We start from the raw sequence: 16,761 nt of genomic DNA, 5'->3' as shown, positions 1-16,761 counted from the left end.
ATTCTGGGCCTGTTGTGCGGGGCAGGCGCATGGGACGGCCTGTCTCAGGCGGTCGCGGTTTCGGGCAGCAGCAGATCCAGCAGGCGGGCGGCCTCGTCGCGCGGACGGGCGAGGGGGGCGCGGTCCTCGCCGGGGAAGAAGCGGGCGCGCAGTCCGGTGGGCATCGGCTTCGGCGCCAGAATGGTGACCTTGGGGCCGATGCTGTCATTCTCGGCGGCCCAAGAGCGCACAAGCGCCATTTGAGCGGCTTTGGTCGCCCCGTAGGTGCCGAAGAATTTCTCGCCGGCATGGCAATCGTCGAAGAAGACGGCCTGTCCGTTGCGGGCGCGCAGCAGCGGCTCCAGCATCGGGATCAGCATTGCCGTGGTGGTCAGATTGACCGCGATGGCGGCTTCCATGTCTTTTTGTGCGATATGGCCTGCGGGGCTGAGCGGTGTGCCGTGGATCGCGGTATGGCACCACAGGTCGATCCCGCCCCAGCGGTCAGCCACCGACTGGCCCAGATGTTGGGCCTGTGCCGGATCTTTCAGGTCGAGGGGGGCAAGCGTGGCCAGACCGCCCTGCGCCTGAATGCGGTCGTCGAGATCTTCCAGCCCGCCAACGGTGCGTGCCACGGCCATGATGTGATAGCCGCGTGCGGCAAGACCTTCGGCAAGGCCTGCCCCCAATCCGCGTGAGGCACCGGTGATCAGGGCGAGTTTCTTGCCCGTGCTGTGGTCTGTCATGGGGCGGTCCTTCTTTTGGGCCCCGTGGCAGTACGGGGGCAGTACGGGGGGCGGTCTTGGGTGGTGTCGGAGGCGCTGTGCCGGAGGGGGGGCGGTTTCCTGCGCGCCATCGAGGCCCGCAGGAAACCGGTCGGGGTCTTCGCCCCCTCCGGCGCAGCTTCCGAAAGATATGCATGCGAAAAGGCCGGGAAATTCCCGGCCTTTCCATGATCTGTATCAAATGCAGCTTTGAAGCTTAGCGGGTTGCGACATCGGTATAGTCGCGCGCGGTCGCACCGGTATAGAGCTGGCGCGGACGGCCGATCTTGCCGGTCGGATCCTCGATCATCTCTTTCCATTGCGAAATCCAGCCGATGGTCCGCGACAGCGCGAAGATCGGGGTGAACATCGCGGTCGGGAAGCCCATCGCCTCGAGGATGATCCCCGAGTAGAAATCGACGTTGGGATAGAGTTTTTTCTCGATGAAATACTCGTCTTCCAGCGCGATTTTCTCAAGCTCTTTGGCCACTTGCAGCAGCGGATTGTTTTCCACGCCCAGAAGGCCCAGAACCTCGTCTGCCGATTCTTTCATGACCTTCGCCCGCGGGTCGAAATTCTTGTAGACGCGGTGACCGAAGCCCATCAGCTTGAAGGGATCGTTCTTGTCTTTCGCACGGGCGATGAATTCCGGAATGCGGTCCACGGTGCCGATTTCGCGCAGCATTTCCAGGCAGGCCTGGTTTGCGCCACCATGCGCCGGACCCCAGAGGCAGGCGATGCCGGCTGCGATACAGGCGAAGGGGTTCGCCCCCGAAGAGCCCGCCAGACGCACGGTCGAGGTCGATGCGTTCTGCTCGTGATCGGCATGGAGCATCATGATGCGGTCCATCGCCTTCGCCAGCGCCGGTTCCACGTGATAGGGCTCTGCCGGAACGGCGAAGCACATATGCAGGAAGTTCGACGCGTAATCGAGATCGTTGCGCGGATAGACGATCGGTTGACCGATCGAATATTTATAGGCCATCGCCGCGATGGTCGGCAGTTTGGCGATCATGCGGATCGCGGCCACTTCACGTTGCCACGGATCGGTGATGTCGAGGCTGTCGTGATAGAAAGCCGACAGGCCGCCCACAACGCCGACCATCGTCGCCATCGGGTGGGCATCGCGGCGGAAGCCACGGAAGAAGTTGTTGATCTGCTCGTGCAGCATCGTGTGACGGGTCACGCGATATTCGAAATCTTCCATCTGTGCCTTGTTCGGCAGTTCCCCGTAGAGAAGCAGGTAGCAGGTTTCGAGATAATGCGATTTCTGTGCAAGCTGTTCGATGGGATAGCCGCGATACAGAAGCTCGCCCTTATTCCCATCGATATAGGTGATTGCGGATTCACAAGACGCGGTCGAGGTGAAGCCCGGGTCATAGGTAAAGACGTCAGCCTGCGCATAGAGCTTGCGGATATCAATAACATCCGGGCCTGCTGCTGGGGAGAGTACGGGGAGGTCGTAAGACTTCCCGTCCAGGGTGAGCGTCGCCGTTCTATCAGCCATTGGGTTCCCTTTCGTAATGCCGGCTGGGCCGCGCCGGTCGTTGTTATCCGGTCGAGCCGGAAGGTGGCCCGGCCTCAGGCCACCTGATCCTCAAGCCTCGCCACGGTCTCGTCTCGACCGAGGGTCAGCATCATATCGAATACACTAGGGCTCACTGAACGCCCTGCCAGAGCCGCGCGCAAGGGGGAAGCGAGCTTGCCAAGCCCCATTTCATGCGCCTCTGCAACAGATTGTACGATGGCCTCCAATTCCTCTCGCGTCCAGCTAGCATTTTGCAACTGCGGCGTCAATTCTTTCAGAATACCACGGTATACCGGATCAAGCGCCTTTTGCGATTTCTCATCCAGCTCCAATGGCCGTTGATTGAGGATAAAAGACGCTTTTTCAATGAGTTCCGGGAATGTCTTCGCACGATCTTTCAGGCAGTACATTGCGCGGGTCAGATCGTTTTTCTGTGCGTCGCTGAGCAGAGGTTGTTTTGCCGCCTCCAAATAGCCGTCAATTTGAGCAACAATATCGGCATCATCCATCACGGCGATATGCTGGCCGCAGATATTAGCCAGCTTCTTGAAATCGAGGCGGGCCGGCGATTTGCCGATTCCGCCCAGATCGAACCATTCACACGCTTGCGCATCCGTGAAAAACTCATCGTCGCCGTGGCTCCAGCCAAGCCGCGTCAGATAGTTGCGCATCCCTGCCGCCGGATACCCCATCGCCTGATACTCTTCCAGACCGACCGCGCCGTGGCGCTTGGACAGTTTCTTGCCATCGGGGCCGTGGATCAGCGGAATATGCGCGAAAGTCGGAACCGCCCATTCCATCGCGTTATAGACCAGCATCTGGCGGGCGGTATTCGTCAGGTGGTCATCGCCACGGATGACATGCGTCACGCCCATATCATGATCATCCACCACAACCGCCAGCATATAGGTGGGCGTACCATCCGAACGTAAACAGATCATGTCATCGAGCTGGTCGTTACGGATCGTCACATCGCCCTGAACGGCATCATGGATCACCGTTTTGCCTTCCAGTGGCGCTTTCACGCGGATCACGAAGGGCGCGTCGGGATGGGTCGCAGGGTCGGCATCGCGCCACGGGCTGCGGAACAGGGTCGATTTGCCCTCGGCTTTGGCGGCATCGCGGAAGGCCTGGATCTCGTCCTGGCTGGAGAAGCACTTATAGGCGACACCGCGGGCCAGCATCTCGTTGGCGACCTCGGCATGACGGGGGGCGCGTTCGAACTGGCTGATCGGGTCGCTGTCGAAATCGAGCCCCAGCCAGTCCAGCCCCTTCATGATGGCAGCGGTCGCCGCATCGGTCGAGCGCTCCCTGTCGGTATCCTCGATCCGCAAAAGCACCTTGCCGCCCATATGGCGCGCATAAAGCCAGTTGAAAAGCGCCGTGCGCGCGCCCCCGATATGCAGATAGCCGGTCGGCGAGGGGGCAAAACGGGTGACGATCTGGTCGGACATCTTGAGGGCCTTTCGAGGCGCCGGAGGCGCGCATTAAGCATTTGGAAACCATGTTCGCAGAGCCTGTGCGCCATAGCTTCCCGGGTTTCTTTGCGTCGATGAATAAGAGGCATGGCCCGGAAGGACAAGGGGCACGGACAAGAGGCACGGACAATGGTCATGGCGGGCGCTTCCGCAATCCGCAGAGATGCGCCTTGGTTTTTCGGGGGAGGACGGTCGCGATGAGTGAGGTTTTGCCGCAAGATCATATGGCTGCCGCCCGTATCTCATGGCTTGGCATATGGGCTGCGGGACGGGCTGTGCGCCTGATGCAGGCCTATGCCGAGATCCTCCTTTGGGCACCGTTGGCGCTGGCGTCGGGAATCGGGGCGTGGTTTGCGCTGCTGTCGGAGCCGGGGCCATCTGCCTATGTATTGGCGGCGGGGCTTATGGTCTGCGCGCTGGCCGCCAGAAGGCGGCTGCCGATGGTGGCATGGTTTCCGGCGGCCTTTCTGGGGCTGATGGCGCTTGGGTTTTGTGTGGCGGGGTTGCGGGCGCATCTGGTGCAAGCGCCGGTGCTGTCCTTCCGGTATTACGGCACGGTGGAGGGGCGGGTGCTCGGGCTGGATCGCAGCGCGGCGGACCAGCCCCGATTGTTGCTCGATCAGGTGCGGCTGGATCGTGTCGCCCGCGAGGCCCTGCCCGGACGGGTGCGGGTGTCGCTACATGCCGCGCAGGGTCATCTGGATCTCCGGCCGGGGCAGCGTGTCATGCTGACGGCCCATCTGATGCCGCCCCCGCCACCCGCTGCGCCGGAGGCGTTCGATTTCCGCCGTATCGCCTTTTTTCAGGGGCTTGGTGCCGTGGGCTACAGCCGCGTTCCGGTGATGCTGATTGCTCCGCCACAGGCTGCGGATCTGCTGGCCAACCGTTTGCGCGACCGGCTGTCACAGCTGATCCGGGCCCGCGTTCCGGGGCAGGCCGGTGCCATTGCCAGCGCCATTCTGACGGGGGATCGCTCTGCGCTGTCGCAAGAGACCAACGAGGTGATGCGCAACGCCAATATCTATCATGTGGTGGCGATCTCGGGGCTGCATGTCGGTCTGGTGACGGGGTTGGTCTTTGGCTTCGTGCGGTTCTGTCTGGCGGCACTGGGCCGGCCTGCGCTTTTATGGCCCGCGCGCAAGATTGCCGCCGTGGTGGCGCTTCTGGCCGCTACTTTCTATCTGTGGCTTTCGGGGGGGCAGGTCTCGACCCAGCGGGCATGGGTGATGGCAGCGGTGATGCTGGGGGCGGTGCTTTGTGACCGCCGCGCCCTGAGCCTGCGCAATGTCGCTTTGGCGGCGATCGTCATCTTGCTTGTCACCCCCGAGGCCCTGCTCAATCCCGGCTTCCAGCTGTCCTTTGCGGCCACGACCGCGCTGATTGTCGGGCTGGGGGCATGGACGCGCCACACGAAACGCCTGCCGAAGCTGATCCGTGCGCCGTTGGGGTTTGCGGCCAGCTCGTTGATTGCAGGGCTGGCGACCGCGCCCCTGACCGCAGCCACGTTCCATCGGGTGGCTGATTACGGGCTGGTGGCCAATCTGCTGGCCGTGCCCGCGATGGGGCTGATCATCATGCCGGCGGGGCTGATTGCATTGGCGCTGGCCCCTTTCGGGCTGGCGGCGCCCGCGTTCTGGGTGCTTGGCCTTGGCACGGGCTGGCTGTTGGGGGTGGCGGATATGGTGGCCGGATGGCCCGGATCGGTGACCGCCGTCAAAGCCCCGCCCGAGCAGGTGGTGGCGCTGATGGGGGGCGGGGCGATGCTGTTTGTGCTGTCGCGTCGAACGGGCAGGGTGCTGGCGCTGGCGCTGCTATGTCTGGCGGCGCTGCGCTGGTCTGCCAGTCCGCGTCCGGCGCTGATCGTGGCCCCCGAGGCCGAGCAGGTCGGGCTGATGACACCGCAGGGGCGCGCCCTTTCGCGCGATGGGGCCGGATTTGTGGCGGGTGTCTGGCTGGATGCTGACGGGGATGTCGCGCCGGTTTCCGAGGCTGCGGCACGTCCGGCCTGGGCTGGTGAGGGGGGCGTGCGTGTGGCGCATTGGCAGGGGCGCGATCTGGTGCATCTGACAGGCAAGGCCGCGCCGGACCATCTTGCCTCCTATTGTCATGCCGGTGCGTTGATCGTGATTGCGGCAGCTTTGCCACAAACGCGGCAGGCAGCGCCCGAGGCATGCACGATCTGGGACAGAACGCGTCTGGCACAGACCGGCGCGGTCTCATGGGATCAGGCAGGATCGCTGACCACGGTCAGCGACAGGGTCGGGCGCAGGCTCTGGACCGCGCCCGAGGCGTTTCAGTAGCTGCGGATCAGACCGACCAGACGGCCCTGCACGCGCACCTGATCGCCGCGTAGCATGCGGGTTTCATAGGCGGGATTGGCGGCCTCCAGCGCAATCATGCCGCTGCGGCGGTAGAATTTCTTCAGCGTCGCCTCGGTTTCATCCACCAGCGCCACGACAATCTCGCCATTCTCGGCGGTGGATTGTTCGCGGATCACGACGATATCGCCGTCATTGATGCCCGCCTCGATCATGGAATCCCCGCGCACTTCCAGCGCGTAATGGCGTCCCGCCCCCGCCAGCATCGTGCCCGGAACGGCCACGTGATGCGAGACTTCCGAGATCGCCTCGATCGGCACACCCGCCGCGATCCGGCCCATAACGGGCAGTTCCAATGCGTGGATCGCCTCGATTTCCATCGCCTGTGAGGGGCGTTCGGGCCGCCCGCCTTCAATCACCGAGGGCGAGAAGCCGGATTTGGAAGCCTCGTTCTTTTCCAGGGTTTCCGGCAGTTTCAAAATCTCGATCGCCCGTGCGCGATGCGCCAGACGCCGAATGAAGCCGCGTTCTTCCAATGCGGTGATCAGCCGGTGGATGCCCGACTTCGACCGCAACTCCAGCGCATCTTTCATTTCGTCAAACGAGGGCGGCACCCCATCCTGCTGCAAACGATGGTTAATGAAATTAAGCAATTCCAACTGTTTGCGGGTCAGCATCCGAGTCTCCGGCCAAAAAAATCGCGCATGTCAAGGCATGTTCGTTTAAAGTTCTATCTGTGTTCCTGTTCCGTGTCAATTGCGGAACAGGATTTTCATTTACATCAAAGGCAGATAGCACATCTCCGTTCCCTGTTTGTACGGCCCGCTGTCGCGTTCGCAAATCAACAGGGCATCGGCTTGGGCAAGGATCGACAGGATCGCACTGTCCTGATTGTCGAAGGGCATGATCACCGGCAGCCCGTCGGTCGCGCTCAGACAGGCGCGCATGTAATGCGTGCGCGGCCCCGTTGGCCCCAGATCGCAGCCCAGCACCGCGCGGCGCGGGGTGATCTGCGGGTCGCGCCCCTGCATCTTGGCCAGCATCGGCTTCAGGAACAGTTCGGCGCAGACCGTGGCCGAGACCGGATTGCCCGGCAGCCCCAGCAGAACCGCCTCCCCCATCCGTCCCGCCATCAGCGGCTTGCCCGGACGCATGGCGATTTTCCAGAAGCTGCGCTCAAGCCCCAGCTCTGCCGCGACCTCGCCCACCAGATCATGATCGCCCACCGAGGCGCCGCCCGAGGTCACGATCAGATCCGCCCCTTTGGCCAGATCAAAGACCATGCGCAGGCTCTCGCGGTCATCGCGCGCAATCGGCAGCATCCGCGCGATGCCGCCCATCGCCTCGACCTGAGCGGCCACGATGAAACTATTGGAGGAGACGATCTGATCGGGGCCGGGGGTCTCGCCGGGCATCACCAGCTCGTCGCCGGTGGCAATGATTGCCACCACCGGTTTGCGATGCACCTCAAGCTGCGCGACATTCATCGCAGCCAACAGCCCCAGATCCCGCGCGTTGAGCGGACGGTCAGGGTGGAAGGGCGCGCCTTTGGCAAAATCCTGCCCCTTGGGGCGGATGTTGTCATTGCCCGACAGGCTGTCCGCCAGCGTGACCCAATCGCCCGCGCGGGTGGTGTTTTCCTGCAAGACCACCACGCCGCCCTCGCGGGGCACGGGGGCGCCCGTGAAGATGCGGATCGCCTGACCCTGCGTGACCTCACCCTGATAGCTGCGGCCCGCGGCGGATTCCCCCACCACCTGCAGCTTGGCCGAGGGCTTGTGGTCCGCCGTATCCAGCCAGTAGCCATCCATCGCCGAGCCTGAAAACGGCGGCTGCGTCAGCCCCGCCGTGGCGGGCGCGGTCATCACGCGGCCAGCCCCCTCACGCAGGGGCATAGTTTCAGCCGGTAGGGGCGCAACCAGCGCCAGAACCCGCTCCAGCGCCTCCTCGACAGGTAGCAGGCTCATGCGCCCACCTCATAGCGGCCCGATTTGCCGCCATCCTTCAGCACGACTTCGATCCCCTCGATCCGCATGGATTTTTCCACGGCCTTGAGCATGTCATAGACGGTCAGGCAGGCGACCGACACAGCGGTCAGAGCCTCCATTTCAACGCCGGTCTGGCCGGTGGTCTTCACCGTGGCTTCGACCCGCACACCGGGCAGGGTCTCATCGGGGGTCAGATCCACCGAGACCTTGGTGATCGGCAGCGGGTGGCACAGCGGGATCAGATCGGCGGTGCGTTTGGTGGCCTGAATGCCCGCAATCCGCGCAATCCCCAGCACATCGCCCTTCTTGGCGGTGCCCTGTGTCACATAGGCCAGCGTCTCGGGCGTCATCACCACATGGCCGCGCGCCACGGCCACGCGGGCGGTCACGGGTTTGTCCGAGACATCGACCATATGGGCCTGACCCGCTGCGTCGAAATGCGAGAGGCTCATGGCAGGGTCAGCAGGGCTTTGGTGGCTGCCGCCACATCATCCTGACGCATCAGGCTTTCCCCGATCAGGAAGCGCCGCGCGCCCACACCCGCCATATCGGCCATGTCTTCGGTGGTGAAAATGCCGCTTTCGCAGACCAGATCGCGGCCTTCCGCAAGGATCACGGGGGCCAGCTCGCGGGTGACATCTAGCGTGACCTCGAAGGTCTTGAGGTTACGGTTATTCACCCCCATCAGGGCCGATTTCAGCGCCAATGCGCGGTCCAGCTCTTCACGGTTATGCACCTCAAGCAGCACATCCATCCCATAGTCAAAGGCCGCAGCTTCAAGCTCGGCGGCCTGCCCATCCTCGACCGAGGCCAGAATGATCAGGATGCAATCGGCGCCCCAAGCACGGGCTTCGGTCACCTGATAGGTGTCATACATGAAGTCCTTGCGCAAAGCGGGCAGGGAACAGGCCGCGCGCGCCTGCCTCAGGAACTCGGGCGCGCCTTGGAAGGACGGCGTATCGGTCAACACCGAAAGACAGGCCGCGCCGCCTTCCTCATAGGCTTTCGCAAGGCTCGGCGGGTCGAAATCGGGGCGGATGAGGCCTTTGGAGGGCGAAGCCTTCTTGATCTCGGCGATCAGCCCGTACCCCTCGGCAGCTTTTGCAGAGAGCGCCTTGGCAAAGCCACGGGTGGATGCCTGCGCGCGGGCCTCGGCCTCTAGACCTGCCAGCGGGCGGGCCTGTTTCGCAGCGGCCACTTCTTCCAGCTTATAGGCCTTGATCTTGTCCAGAATGGTGCTCATGCCGTGGCCTCCTGCGTGATCTTGGCAAGCGTCTCGAGGGCGCGCAGCGCGGCCCCGCTGTCGATGGAGTGGGCGGCAATCTCGACGCCCTCTTTCAGGTTGGAGGCCCGATCGGCCACAACCAAGGCTGCGGCCGCATTCAGTAGCACCGCATCGCGATAGGCGCATGTCTCACCGCCGAAGATCGCGCGCAGGGCTGCGGCATTTTCGGCCGCCGTTCCCCCCACGATGTCGCGGAAGGGATGCACGGGAAGGCCTGCATCCTCGGGGTGGATCTCGAATTCGCGGATCTGGTTATTCTCGAGTGCCGCCACGGTGGTCGAACCGGTGATGGTAATCTCGTCGGTGCCATCCGAGCCATAGACGAGCCACGCCTTTTCACTGCCCAGAAGCTGCAGGGTCTCGGCCATCGGCCAGATCAGATCGGGGGCAAAGACACCCGTCAGCTGGCGCTTGACGCCTGCGGGGTTGGTCAGTGGCCCGAGGATGTTGAAGATGGTCTTGCAGCCCAATTCGGCCCGCACAGGGCCCACATGGCGCATGGCGGGGTGATGGACCTGCGCCATCAGAAAGCCGATACCGGCCTCCGCCAGCGATTTCTGTGCAGCTTCCACGCCCGCCATCACATTGATGCCCAGCTCGCCCTGCACATCCGCCGTGCCCGATTTGGACGAGGCCGCGCGGTTGCCATGTTTGGCCACAGGCACGCCAGCCCCCGCCACCACAAAGGCCGTCGCGGTCGAGATATTCAGCGTGTGCTTGCCATCGCCACCGGTGCCCACGATATCCATCGCCCCCTCGGGCGCGTTAATCGGCACGCAGGCGGCCCGCATGGCCGCCGCCGCGGCGGCATATTCGCTGACGCTTTCGCCCCGCGCGCGCATCGCCATCAGAAGACCTGCGATCTGGGCAGGCGTAGCCTCGCCCTGAAACAGCAGGGTGAAGGCATGTTCGGCCTGTGCACGGCTGAGCGGCCCCTCGGAGGCCGCAAAGATCAGCGGTTTCATTGCATGGCTCATGCCTCTTGGCCCTTCATGTCTTTCAGCGTCACGCCCGCATCCTCAAGGAAGTTGCGGATCATCTGGTGACCATGTTCCGAGGCAATGGATTCGGGGTGGAATTGCACCCCCTCGATCAGCTTCTCTTTGTGGCGCAGCCCCATGATGGTGCCATCTTCCAGCCAGGCGGTGACCTCAAGGCAATCGGGCAGGGTGGCGCGGTCCACCACCAGCGAATGGTAGCGCGTGGCCTGAAGCGGCGAGGGCAGCCCGCGGAACACGCCTTTACCGTTGTGATGGATGGTGCCCATCTTGCCATGCACGATTTCCGTGTGGCGCACGACATCGCCGCCAAAGGCCTCGCCAATCGTCTGCTGGCCCAAGCACACGCCGAACAGCGGCACCCCCGCCTCGAAGGCGGCCAGAGTCAGCGGTACACAGATCCCCGATTGCGCGGGCGTGCCCGGACCGGGCGAGAGCACAAGGGCCTCGGCGCCCATGCCCATCGCCTCTTGGGTGTTCAGCGCGTCATTGCGGACAACTTTTACATCGGCACCGACTTCTCCGAAATAATGCACCAGATTATAGGTGAAGCTGTCATAGTTATCGATAAGAAGTAGCATGTGGTCGCCTATCGCCTTCGGGCCGGTACCGGGGAAGTGTTTTGGCCACGCGGATGCAGGCTTTGCGCTGCGTGGCTGTTTTCCGGGGTGATCCGGGATGGATGTCGCGCTATAGATGCCCGCAGCGTGGCGCGATGGTCAAGGGCGGGACCCATGAATTCGTGTCTCTATGCGGTGAGAATGGCAAGAACGAGGGAGTTTGCCTGATGGTGCGAGGCCTGTTATCCGGAGTTGCAGCCGGAGCCATCGTTTCCGTGCTCGGATTGGGTGCGGTTTCGTTGATGGCCCCCGTGGGCAGGCAGGATGCAGCGCCGCTTCCACAGAGCCTGCCTGCCGGTAACCAGAGCAGCGCAGGACTGACGGGCGAAACGGAGCGGATTGCCGATGGCGCTCGGGCAGGTGGCGCGCCTCAGGCGGCAGGGTCGGGCCAGAGTGCCGGTCATGGCCTCTCTGCCCCATCGGTGCTGTCGCCCGAGCCGTTACCCGTTCCGGACCAGAGCCCGAGTTTGCCGCAGGCGCTTCCGGCCCCCGATGATTCGACCAATGCACCTCCTGCCTTCGGCGAAACGCTGTCTGACCCCGCCGGAGACCGGTATGATGCGCGCATGCCTGCTCCGGTGCAAAACGGGAGCGGAGATGCGGCATTTGCCCGTTTGTCCGATCCGGCCCCGCGTCCGGCGGCAGGGCAGGCCGCGCCCGACCCCAAGGCCGCACAGACCGCCGAGGATGCGCAGGCCACGGCGCCCTCTGCCATCGAACAGATCCCCGTACCGCCTCCGGGCGAGGTGGTGGTGCCCGATCTTCCTGGGGCCGAAGCGGTCGAAGAGCCAAAGGTCGTGCCCCCTGCCGCTTTGGGCCAAACCGAGCCCCGGCCCGCTGCCTCTACCGCGCAGGAGATCGTGCTTCTGCCGGACGGATCGCAGGTCTTGCCTGATGGCCGCGTGCAGAAACCACGGGTCTTTGCCGCTGGCGAACAGCCGCGCCCAAGCGCGGACCCCGCCATTCCCACGGACCGGCTTGCGCATATCGAGGCCCCCTTGGCAGGCGGTCCGGACGCGGGCGGAGCAGGTGACACGCCCGCTGACACGGCTGCCGACACATCCGCCGATACGCCTGCCTGGCAACGGTTCAGGGCCGGTTTCAGCGCCCCCGCCGATACATCGCTGTTTTCGGTGATGCTGATCGACCGCGGGATCGCGAAAGGCGGGCTGGACGAGACGACCCTGCGTACTCTCGGCTTTCCGGTGACGATCGTGCTGGACCCGTCGCGGGCGGATGCCCGCATGGCGGCGCAGGCCTATCATGCCGCAGGGGTCGAGGTGGCCATCCTGATGACGGGGCTGCCCGAGGCCCCGACCGCACAGGATCTGGATGTTGCAATGGAGGCATGGCGGCAGGCCGTTCCGCAAGCCGTGGCGCTTGTGGAGCCTGTGCAGCCTGTGGTGCAGAACAACCGCCAGCTTGCGCAGCATCTGATGGAGCTGGCGCAGCGCGACGGGCTGGCGCTTGTCACGCAGGACAAGGGCAGCAATGCAACCGACCAGCTTGCGCAAAGCCAGAACTGGCCGGAGGCCAGAATCTGGCGCGTGCTGGATGACGGGCGCGAACGGGCCAGCCGGATCGCGCGCGAACTGGTGCGCGCGGAGTTCGAGGCCAAGCGTGACGGCAAGGCGGTTGTGATGCTGACGGCTTGGCCGGAATCGATTGCCGGTCTGCGTGACTGGGCGGATGGCCAGCATGATGGTGTGGTGCTTTCGCCGGTGACGGCACAGTTTGCAGAGCCGTAGCGCGGCCTACATCGCCGAGAGCGTGGCGAAAATCACGATCATCACCGCCAGAAGCCCCAAGGCCCATAGCGCCCAGACCGGCAGGAACAGGCGGCGCTTATGGCTTTCATGCGGTCTGGCCAGCAGGGGCAGACCAAGCACGATGGTAACGCCCGCTAGAAGGCTGCCAAAGACTTCGAGGGCCTTGAGGACCATCGACATGGGCTCTGTCGCGACGGGAAAGATCTTTGCCAGATCCGCGACATAGACGGCCAGAAACCCCAAGGAGAGCAGGATCGGCGCCCAGAGGGCCTCGGTCCGGCGCATGAACCGGATCCCCATGGCAAGACTGACCAGCCCGAGCAGGGTCAGAAAAACGTTGAACGCGGCAAGGGTGGTCACGCTATAATCGGGGAAGTGGCGGGTTTCGACAAAACCGCCGGGCACCATAGCGGCCAGATTGAGGGCCGAAAGTACCAGCAAAAAACCGAGGATTTGACTGCGTCGCATGGGAGGCTCCTAGAAATGCTTATGAAAAGAACTGAAAAATATCATAACGCTTAAAACATAGGCATCATTGCGCCGCGCTCTGCCGGACACAAGGGGGCCAGCGACATTTCGGACATAAAAAAGGCCCGCATAGCGGGCCTTGACGTTCTAGAAGAGCGGCTTAGTTGCGGCCATGCGCAAACAGCCCCGCATCCTCGGCTGCTTTTCGTAACGCTTTGGATTTGTTGACCGTTTCCTCGTATTCCGCCGCCGGATCGCTGTCATAGACCACGCCACCACCGGCTTGGATATACAGCGTCTGGTCCTTGACGACCGCTGTGCGCAGCGCGATGCACATATCCATCTCGCCATTGGCCGCGAAATAGCCCACCCCGCCGCCATAGATGCAGCGTTTCTCGGGTTCCAGCTCGTCGATGATCTGCATCGCGCGCACCTTGGGCGCACCGGAGACGGTGCCCGCCGGCAGACCGGCCAGAAGCGCGGAAAGCGCGTCATGGTCGTCCGAGATCTCGCCGACCACGTTGGAGACGATGTGCATCACGTGGCTGTAACGCTCGATGATGAATTTCTCGGTCGGATGTACCGTGCCGATCTTCGAGACGCGGCCCACATCGTTGCGCCCCAGATCCAGAAGCATCAGATGTTCCGCCAGCTCTTTCTTGTCCGAAAGCAGATCGGCCTCCAAGGCGCGATCCTCCTCGGGGGTGGCTCCGCGCGGACGGGTGCCTGCGATGGGACGGATCGTGACCTCGCTATCGCGCACGCGCACCAGAATTTCCGGCGAGGCACCGACAATCTGGAAGCCACCGAAATTGAGGTAGAACATGAAAGGCGAGGGGTTGGTGCGGCGCAGGGACCGATAGAGCGAGAAGGGCGGCAGTGGGAAATCTGCCGACCAACGCTGGGCGGGCACACATTGGAAGATATCGCCTGCGCGGATATAGTCCTTGGCCTTTTCGACCGCCGCCATATAGCTTTCGCGGGTGAAATTGGACCGCAGCTCGCCCACGGTGAAATTCTCGCCCATCTCGCGCGGCTGGTTGGGGGTGCGATCAAGGTCGCGCAGCGCATCCATCACCCGTTCTGCGGCCTGCGCATAGGCGGCGCGCGCCGACAGCCCCGAGCCGGTCCAGGCTGGCGCACAAAGAATGACCTCGCCCTTCACCCCGTCCAGAACGGCAATCACCGAAGGCCGCATCAGAACCGCATCGGGCACGCCCAGCGGATCGGGGTTCACATCGGGCAGATGCTCGACAAGACGGATCATGTCATAGCCCAGATAGCCGAACAGACCCGCAGCCCCTGGAGGCAGATCCTCGGGCATGTCGATGCGGCTTTCGGCAATCAGCGCCCGCAGGCTGTCCAGCGGATGGCCGTCAAGCGCCTCGAAGGTGTCTTCGAACCGTGCCGAGCGGTTGATGCGGGCCGTCTCGCCACGGCATTCCCAGATGACATCGGGCTTCATCCCGACGAAGGAATAGCGCCCGCGCACCTCGCCACCGGTCACCGATTCCAGCATGAAGCTGTTTTTCGAGGCGTCGGTCAGTTTGAGCATCAGCGAAACGGGCGTATCCAGATCGGCGGCGAGCCGCGCATAGACCAGTTGGTTCTTTCCGTCTTGCCAGCCGGAGTCGAACGCCTCGAAAGACGGGGATAGAGCAACCATGTCGAACCTCCTGAGCTGATGGATTGGCTGGGTTAAGGGTTAGCGCATCTGCGCATTCACGCCACTGATGGCGTTCGAATTGATCTGCATGCCGGCTTCGGACTGCACGGTGCGCGCATAGAGGTCGAGCATGTCATTGGCCAGAGATTGCGAGACCTGATCGCGCAGGCTGTCGACCATCTTGGCATTCTTGTCGCTGGACAGGTCGGGCTGCGAGATCAGCACCGGACGCACCACATAGACCTTGCTGCCATCGGTGACCTTCGCGGCCTCGTTCAGCTTGAGCGTGAAGGCCTTTGCAAGCGCAACCTGCGAGAGGTCCTCCAGATAGCTGCCGCGGCTCAGATTGGGGCTGTCGGTCGTTAGAAGGCCGGTCGCGCTGAGCTGGGTATCGGCCTTGCCGGTGACGGCTTTCACAGCCTCGTCGGCGCGGGCCTGTTTGGCCTCAAGCAGCTTGGCGGCTTCCCAATCGGCTTTGACCTGATCTTTCGATGTATCGAAGGGGATCACGGCGGCGGGCGTCGTGCCATCAAGACGCAGCGCGAAGAGGCCACCGTCTTCCAGTTCGACAATCTCGGGGAAGTCGTCGCTTTGGACCGCCTCTGCGGCCTGACGGAAGGCGGCATAGCCTGCCAGACCACCTTCGCTCTGGGGGCCGTAATCCAGCGTGCCCAGTTGCATATCGGTGTCTTTGGCCATGTCTTCCAAGGTCGCGCCGCCTGCCAGATCATCTTCCAGCTTGCTGCGCTCGGCGGCGATCTGGCGGCGTGCCGTTTCGTGGCTGGCCTCGTCCCCGAGCTCCGAGCGGACTTCGTCGAAGCTACGGTTCGTGGCGGCCAGAATGCCGTTCACGCGGAACAGGGCAGGGCCGAGATCGGTCTCGACGGGGCCCACAACGCTGTTTTCGGCGGCGGCAAACACGTCTTTGCCTGCCTTGCCAAGATCGCTTTCGGTCACATCACCCATATCGGCGTCCTGCAAGGTGAGGCCACGATCCTGTGCCAGTGCGGCGAAATCCTTATCGCCTGCATCCAGTGCCGCGCGCGCGGCCTTGGCGCTCTCCATATCGGGATAGACCAGGCGCTCGACAAGGCGGCGCTCGGGTTGCTGGAATTCGTCGATACGCGACTCGTATTCCTTTTTCAGCGCGTCTTCATTGACCTGCACCTTATCCGCAATCATGTCGGGCGAGATCCAGACATAGGTGATCTGTTTCGTCTCGGGCGACATGAATTTGTCGGAATGCTGGTCATGCCATGCTTTCAGCTCGTCCTCGCTGGGCGTGGGCAGCGCGGCGGCCAGATCCTGACGGGTCACTTCGGCCCAGGAGACGGTGCGGGTCTGCGCCATGTAATTCGCATAGGCATTGACCTCGGCATCGGGCGCATGAACCCTCGACGCGATGGCGCTTTGCACGATAGAGCGGGCCATTTCTGCGCGCAGCTTCTGTTCGAACTCGCGTTGCTTCATGCCCTGATTGCGCAGGGCCATCTCGTAGGCGGTGCGGTCGAAATCGCCTGCAGCATTCTGGAAAGCCTGAATCTGTGTGATCCGGTCTGCCAGTTCCTGATCGCTGACCGAAATACCCAGCGTGGCGGCGGCATTTTCAAAAGCGGCCTCACCGAAAAGCTGCCCCTGCACGCGGCGGTCCAGACCCATCATCTGGAATTGCTGGAAGCTCAGCGGTTTGCCCGCCTGCGCCTGCATGGCATTCTGTTCCTGCTGCAAGGCGCGCGCATAGTCATTGGTGCTGATCTTGGTGCCGCCGACAGAGCCGATGCTGGCGGTGCTACTTCCGAAATTATGCGCCGAAAAGCCGATCAGGCCAATGACGATGAGTCCGAGCAGAACCCAGACAATGGTGTTCTTGCCATGCGTACGCAGCTTATTTGCCATCAGT

At 63.2% G+C, this 16,761-nt stretch carries 14 protein-coding genes; 2 read left to right on the top strand and 12 right to left on the bottom strand.

Annotation, left to right across the window (positions count from 1 at the left end):
• Positions 1-44 precede the first annotated feature (44 nt).
• The 3 genes from WDB86_RS05065 to gltX all read right to left on the bottom strand — a co-directional run bounded on the left by WDB86_RS05065 (position 45) and on the right by gltX (position 3,725).
• Positions 45-725 (bottom strand): SDR family NAD(P)-dependent oxidoreductase, encoded by a 681-nt coding sequence (locus WDB86_RS05065; protein ID WP_406736797.1) that lies wholly within the window; start codon positions 723-725, stop codon positions 45-47.
• A gap of 235 nt (positions 726-960) precedes the next feature.
• The gene (locus WDB86_RS05060; protein WP_339107008.1) at positions 961-2,250 is read right to left on the bottom strand and encodes a citrate synthase; all 1,290 of its coding nucleotides are present in this window, start codon (positions 2,248-2,250) and stop codon (positions 961-963) included.
• A gap of 74 nt (positions 2,251-2,324) precedes the next feature.
• Complete coding sequence (gene gltX / locus WDB86_RS05055; protein WP_406736796.1) at positions 2,325-3,725, bottom strand: glutamate--tRNA ligase; 1,401 nt, start codon at positions 3,723-3,725, stop codon at positions 2,325-2,327.
• 221 nt (positions 3,726-3,946) lie between these two features.
• Between gltX and WDB86_RS05050 the strand changes: the two genes are divergently transcribed.
• Complete coding sequence (locus WDB86_RS05050; protein WP_406736795.1) at positions 3,947-6,049, top strand: ComEC/Rec2 family competence protein; 2,103 nt, start codon at positions 3,947-3,949, stop codon at positions 6,047-6,049.
• Here the strand turns inward: WDB86_RS05050 and lexA are convergent.
• From lexA to WDB86_RS05020, 6 genes are all read right to left on the bottom strand, one after another.
• Positions 6,043-6,744 carry a transcriptional repressor LexA gene (gene lexA, locus WDB86_RS05045; protein ID WP_339107011.1) on the bottom strand — a complete coding sequence of 234 codons (702 nt, stop codon included), beginning with the start codon at positions 6,742-6,744 and terminating at the stop codon, positions 6,043-6,045. The genes WDB86_RS05050 and lexA overlap by 7 nt on opposite strands.
• Positions 6,745-6,843: 99 nt before the next feature.
• Complete coding sequence (gene glp, locus WDB86_RS05040; RefSeq protein WP_406737020.1) at positions 6,844-8,028, bottom strand: gephyrin-like molybdotransferase Glp; 1,185 nt, start codon at positions 8,026-8,028, stop codon at positions 6,844-6,846.
• A gap of 2 nt (positions 8,029-8,030) precedes the next feature.
• Positions 8,031-8,507, bottom strand: coding sequence for a cyclic pyranopterin monophosphate synthase MoaC (gene moaC / locus WDB86_RS05035; protein WP_406736794.1), 477 nt, complete (start codon positions 8,505-8,507; stop codon positions 8,031-8,033).
• Complete coding sequence (gene trpC, locus WDB86_RS05030) at positions 8,504-9,298, bottom strand: indole-3-glycerol phosphate synthase TrpC (RefSeq protein ID WP_406736793.1); 795 nt, start codon at positions 9,296-9,298, stop codon at positions 8,504-8,506. The genes moaC and trpC overlap by 4 nt, the downstream gene beginning before the upstream one ends.
• Positions 9,295-10,317 (bottom strand): anthranilate phosphoribosyltransferase, encoded by a 1,023-nt coding sequence (gene trpD, locus WDB86_RS05025; protein WP_406736792.1) that lies wholly within the window; start codon positions 10,315-10,317, stop codon positions 9,295-9,297. The genes trpC and trpD overlap by 4 nt, the downstream gene beginning before the upstream one ends.
• Positions 10,314-10,919, bottom strand: coding sequence for an anthranilate synthase component II (locus tag WDB86_RS05020; protein ID WP_406720579.1), 606 nt, complete (start codon positions 10,917-10,919; stop codon positions 10,314-10,316). The genes trpD and WDB86_RS05020 overlap by 4 nt, the downstream gene beginning before the upstream one ends.
• Positions 10,920-10,990: 71 nt before the next feature.
• Between WDB86_RS05020 and WDB86_RS05015 the strand changes: the two genes are divergently transcribed.
• Entirely contained in the window at positions 10,991-12,706 is a 1,716-nt protein-coding gene (locus tag WDB86_RS05015) for a divergent polysaccharide deacetylase family protein (RefSeq protein ID WP_406736791.1), read from the top strand.
• A gap of 6 nt (positions 12,707-12,712) precedes the next feature.
• Here the strand turns inward: WDB86_RS05015 and WDB86_RS05010 are convergent, their stop codons facing one another.
• The 3 genes from WDB86_RS05010 to WDB86_RS05000 form a co-directional block, all read right to left on the bottom strand.
• Positions 12,713-13,195 (bottom strand): hypothetical protein, encoded by a 483-nt coding sequence (locus WDB86_RS05010; RefSeq protein ID WP_339107018.1) that lies wholly within the window; start codon positions 13,193-13,195, stop codon positions 12,713-12,715.
• A 160-nt stretch (positions 13,196-13,355) separates the two neighbouring features.
• Positions 13,356-14,861, bottom strand: a complete 1,506-nt coding sequence (gene trpE, locus WDB86_RS05005; RefSeq protein ID WP_339107019.1) for an anthranilate synthase component I — start codon at positions 14,859-14,861, stop codon at positions 13,356-13,358.
• Positions 14,862-14,900: 39 nt separating this feature from the next.
• Positions 14,901-16,757, bottom strand: a complete 1,857-nt coding sequence (locus WDB86_RS05000; protein WP_406736790.1) for a SurA N-terminal domain-containing protein — start codon at positions 16,755-16,757, stop codon at positions 14,901-14,903.
• Between the last annotated feature and the right edge of the window lie 4 nt (positions 16,758-16,761).

Origin of the sequence: Thioclava sp. GXIMD4215, assembly GCF_045291555.1 — a bacterium.
Taxonomy (GTDB): domain Bacteria; phylum Pseudomonadota; class Alphaproteobacteria; order Rhodobacterales; family Rhodobacteraceae; genus Thioclava; species Thioclava litoralis.
The sequence above is the reverse complement of the archived record's forward strand: the minus strand, read 5'-3'. Positions and strand labels throughout refer to the sequence as shown.

Excerpts from the sequence above, each read along its gene's own strand:
- WDB86_RS05065 (WP_406736797.1), bottom strand. The coding sequence starts at position 725 with ATGACAGACCACAGCACGGGCAAGAAACTCGCCCTGATCACCGGTGCC.
- WDB86_RS05060 (WP_339107008.1), bottom strand. The coding sequence starts at position 2,250 with ATGGCTGATAGAACGGCGACGCTCACCCTGGACGGGAAGTCTTACGAC.
- gltX (WP_406736796.1), bottom strand. The coding sequence starts at position 3,725 with ATGTCCGACCAGATCGTCACCCGTTTTGCCCCCTCGCCGACCGGCTAT.
- WDB86_RS05050 (WP_406736795.1), top strand. The coding sequence starts at position 3,947 with ATGAGTGAGGTTTTGCCGCAAGATCATATGGCTGCCGCCCGTATCTCA.
- lexA (WP_339107011.1), bottom strand. The coding sequence starts at position 6,744 with ATGCTGACCCGCAAACAGTTGGAATTGCTTAATTTCATTAACCATCGT.
- moaC (WP_406736794.1), bottom strand. The coding sequence starts at position 8,507 with ATGAGCCTCTCGCATTTCGACGCAGCGGGTCAGGCCCATATGGTCGAT.
- trpC (WP_406736793.1), bottom strand. The coding sequence starts at position 9,298 with ATGAGCACCATTCTGGACAAGATCAAGGCCTATAAGCTGGAAGAAGTG.
- trpD (WP_406736792.1), bottom strand. The coding sequence starts at position 10,317 with ATGAGCCATGCAATGAAACCGCTGATCTTTGCGGCCTCCGAGGGGCCG.
- WDB86_RS05020 (WP_406720579.1), bottom strand. The coding sequence starts at position 10,919 with ATGCTACTTCTTATCGATAACTATGACAGCTTCACCTATAATCTGGTG.
- WDB86_RS05010 (WP_339107018.1), bottom strand. The coding sequence starts at position 13,195 with ATGCGACGCAGTCAAATCCTCGGTTTTTTGCTGGTACTTTCGGCCCTC.
- trpE (WP_339107019.1), bottom strand. The coding sequence starts at position 14,861 with ATGGTTGCTCTATCCCCGTCTTTCGAGGCGTTCGACTCCGGCTGGCAA.
- WDB86_RS05000 (WP_406736790.1), bottom strand. The coding sequence starts at position 16,757 with ATGGCAAATAAGCTGCGTACGCATGGCAAGAACACCATTGTCTGGGTT.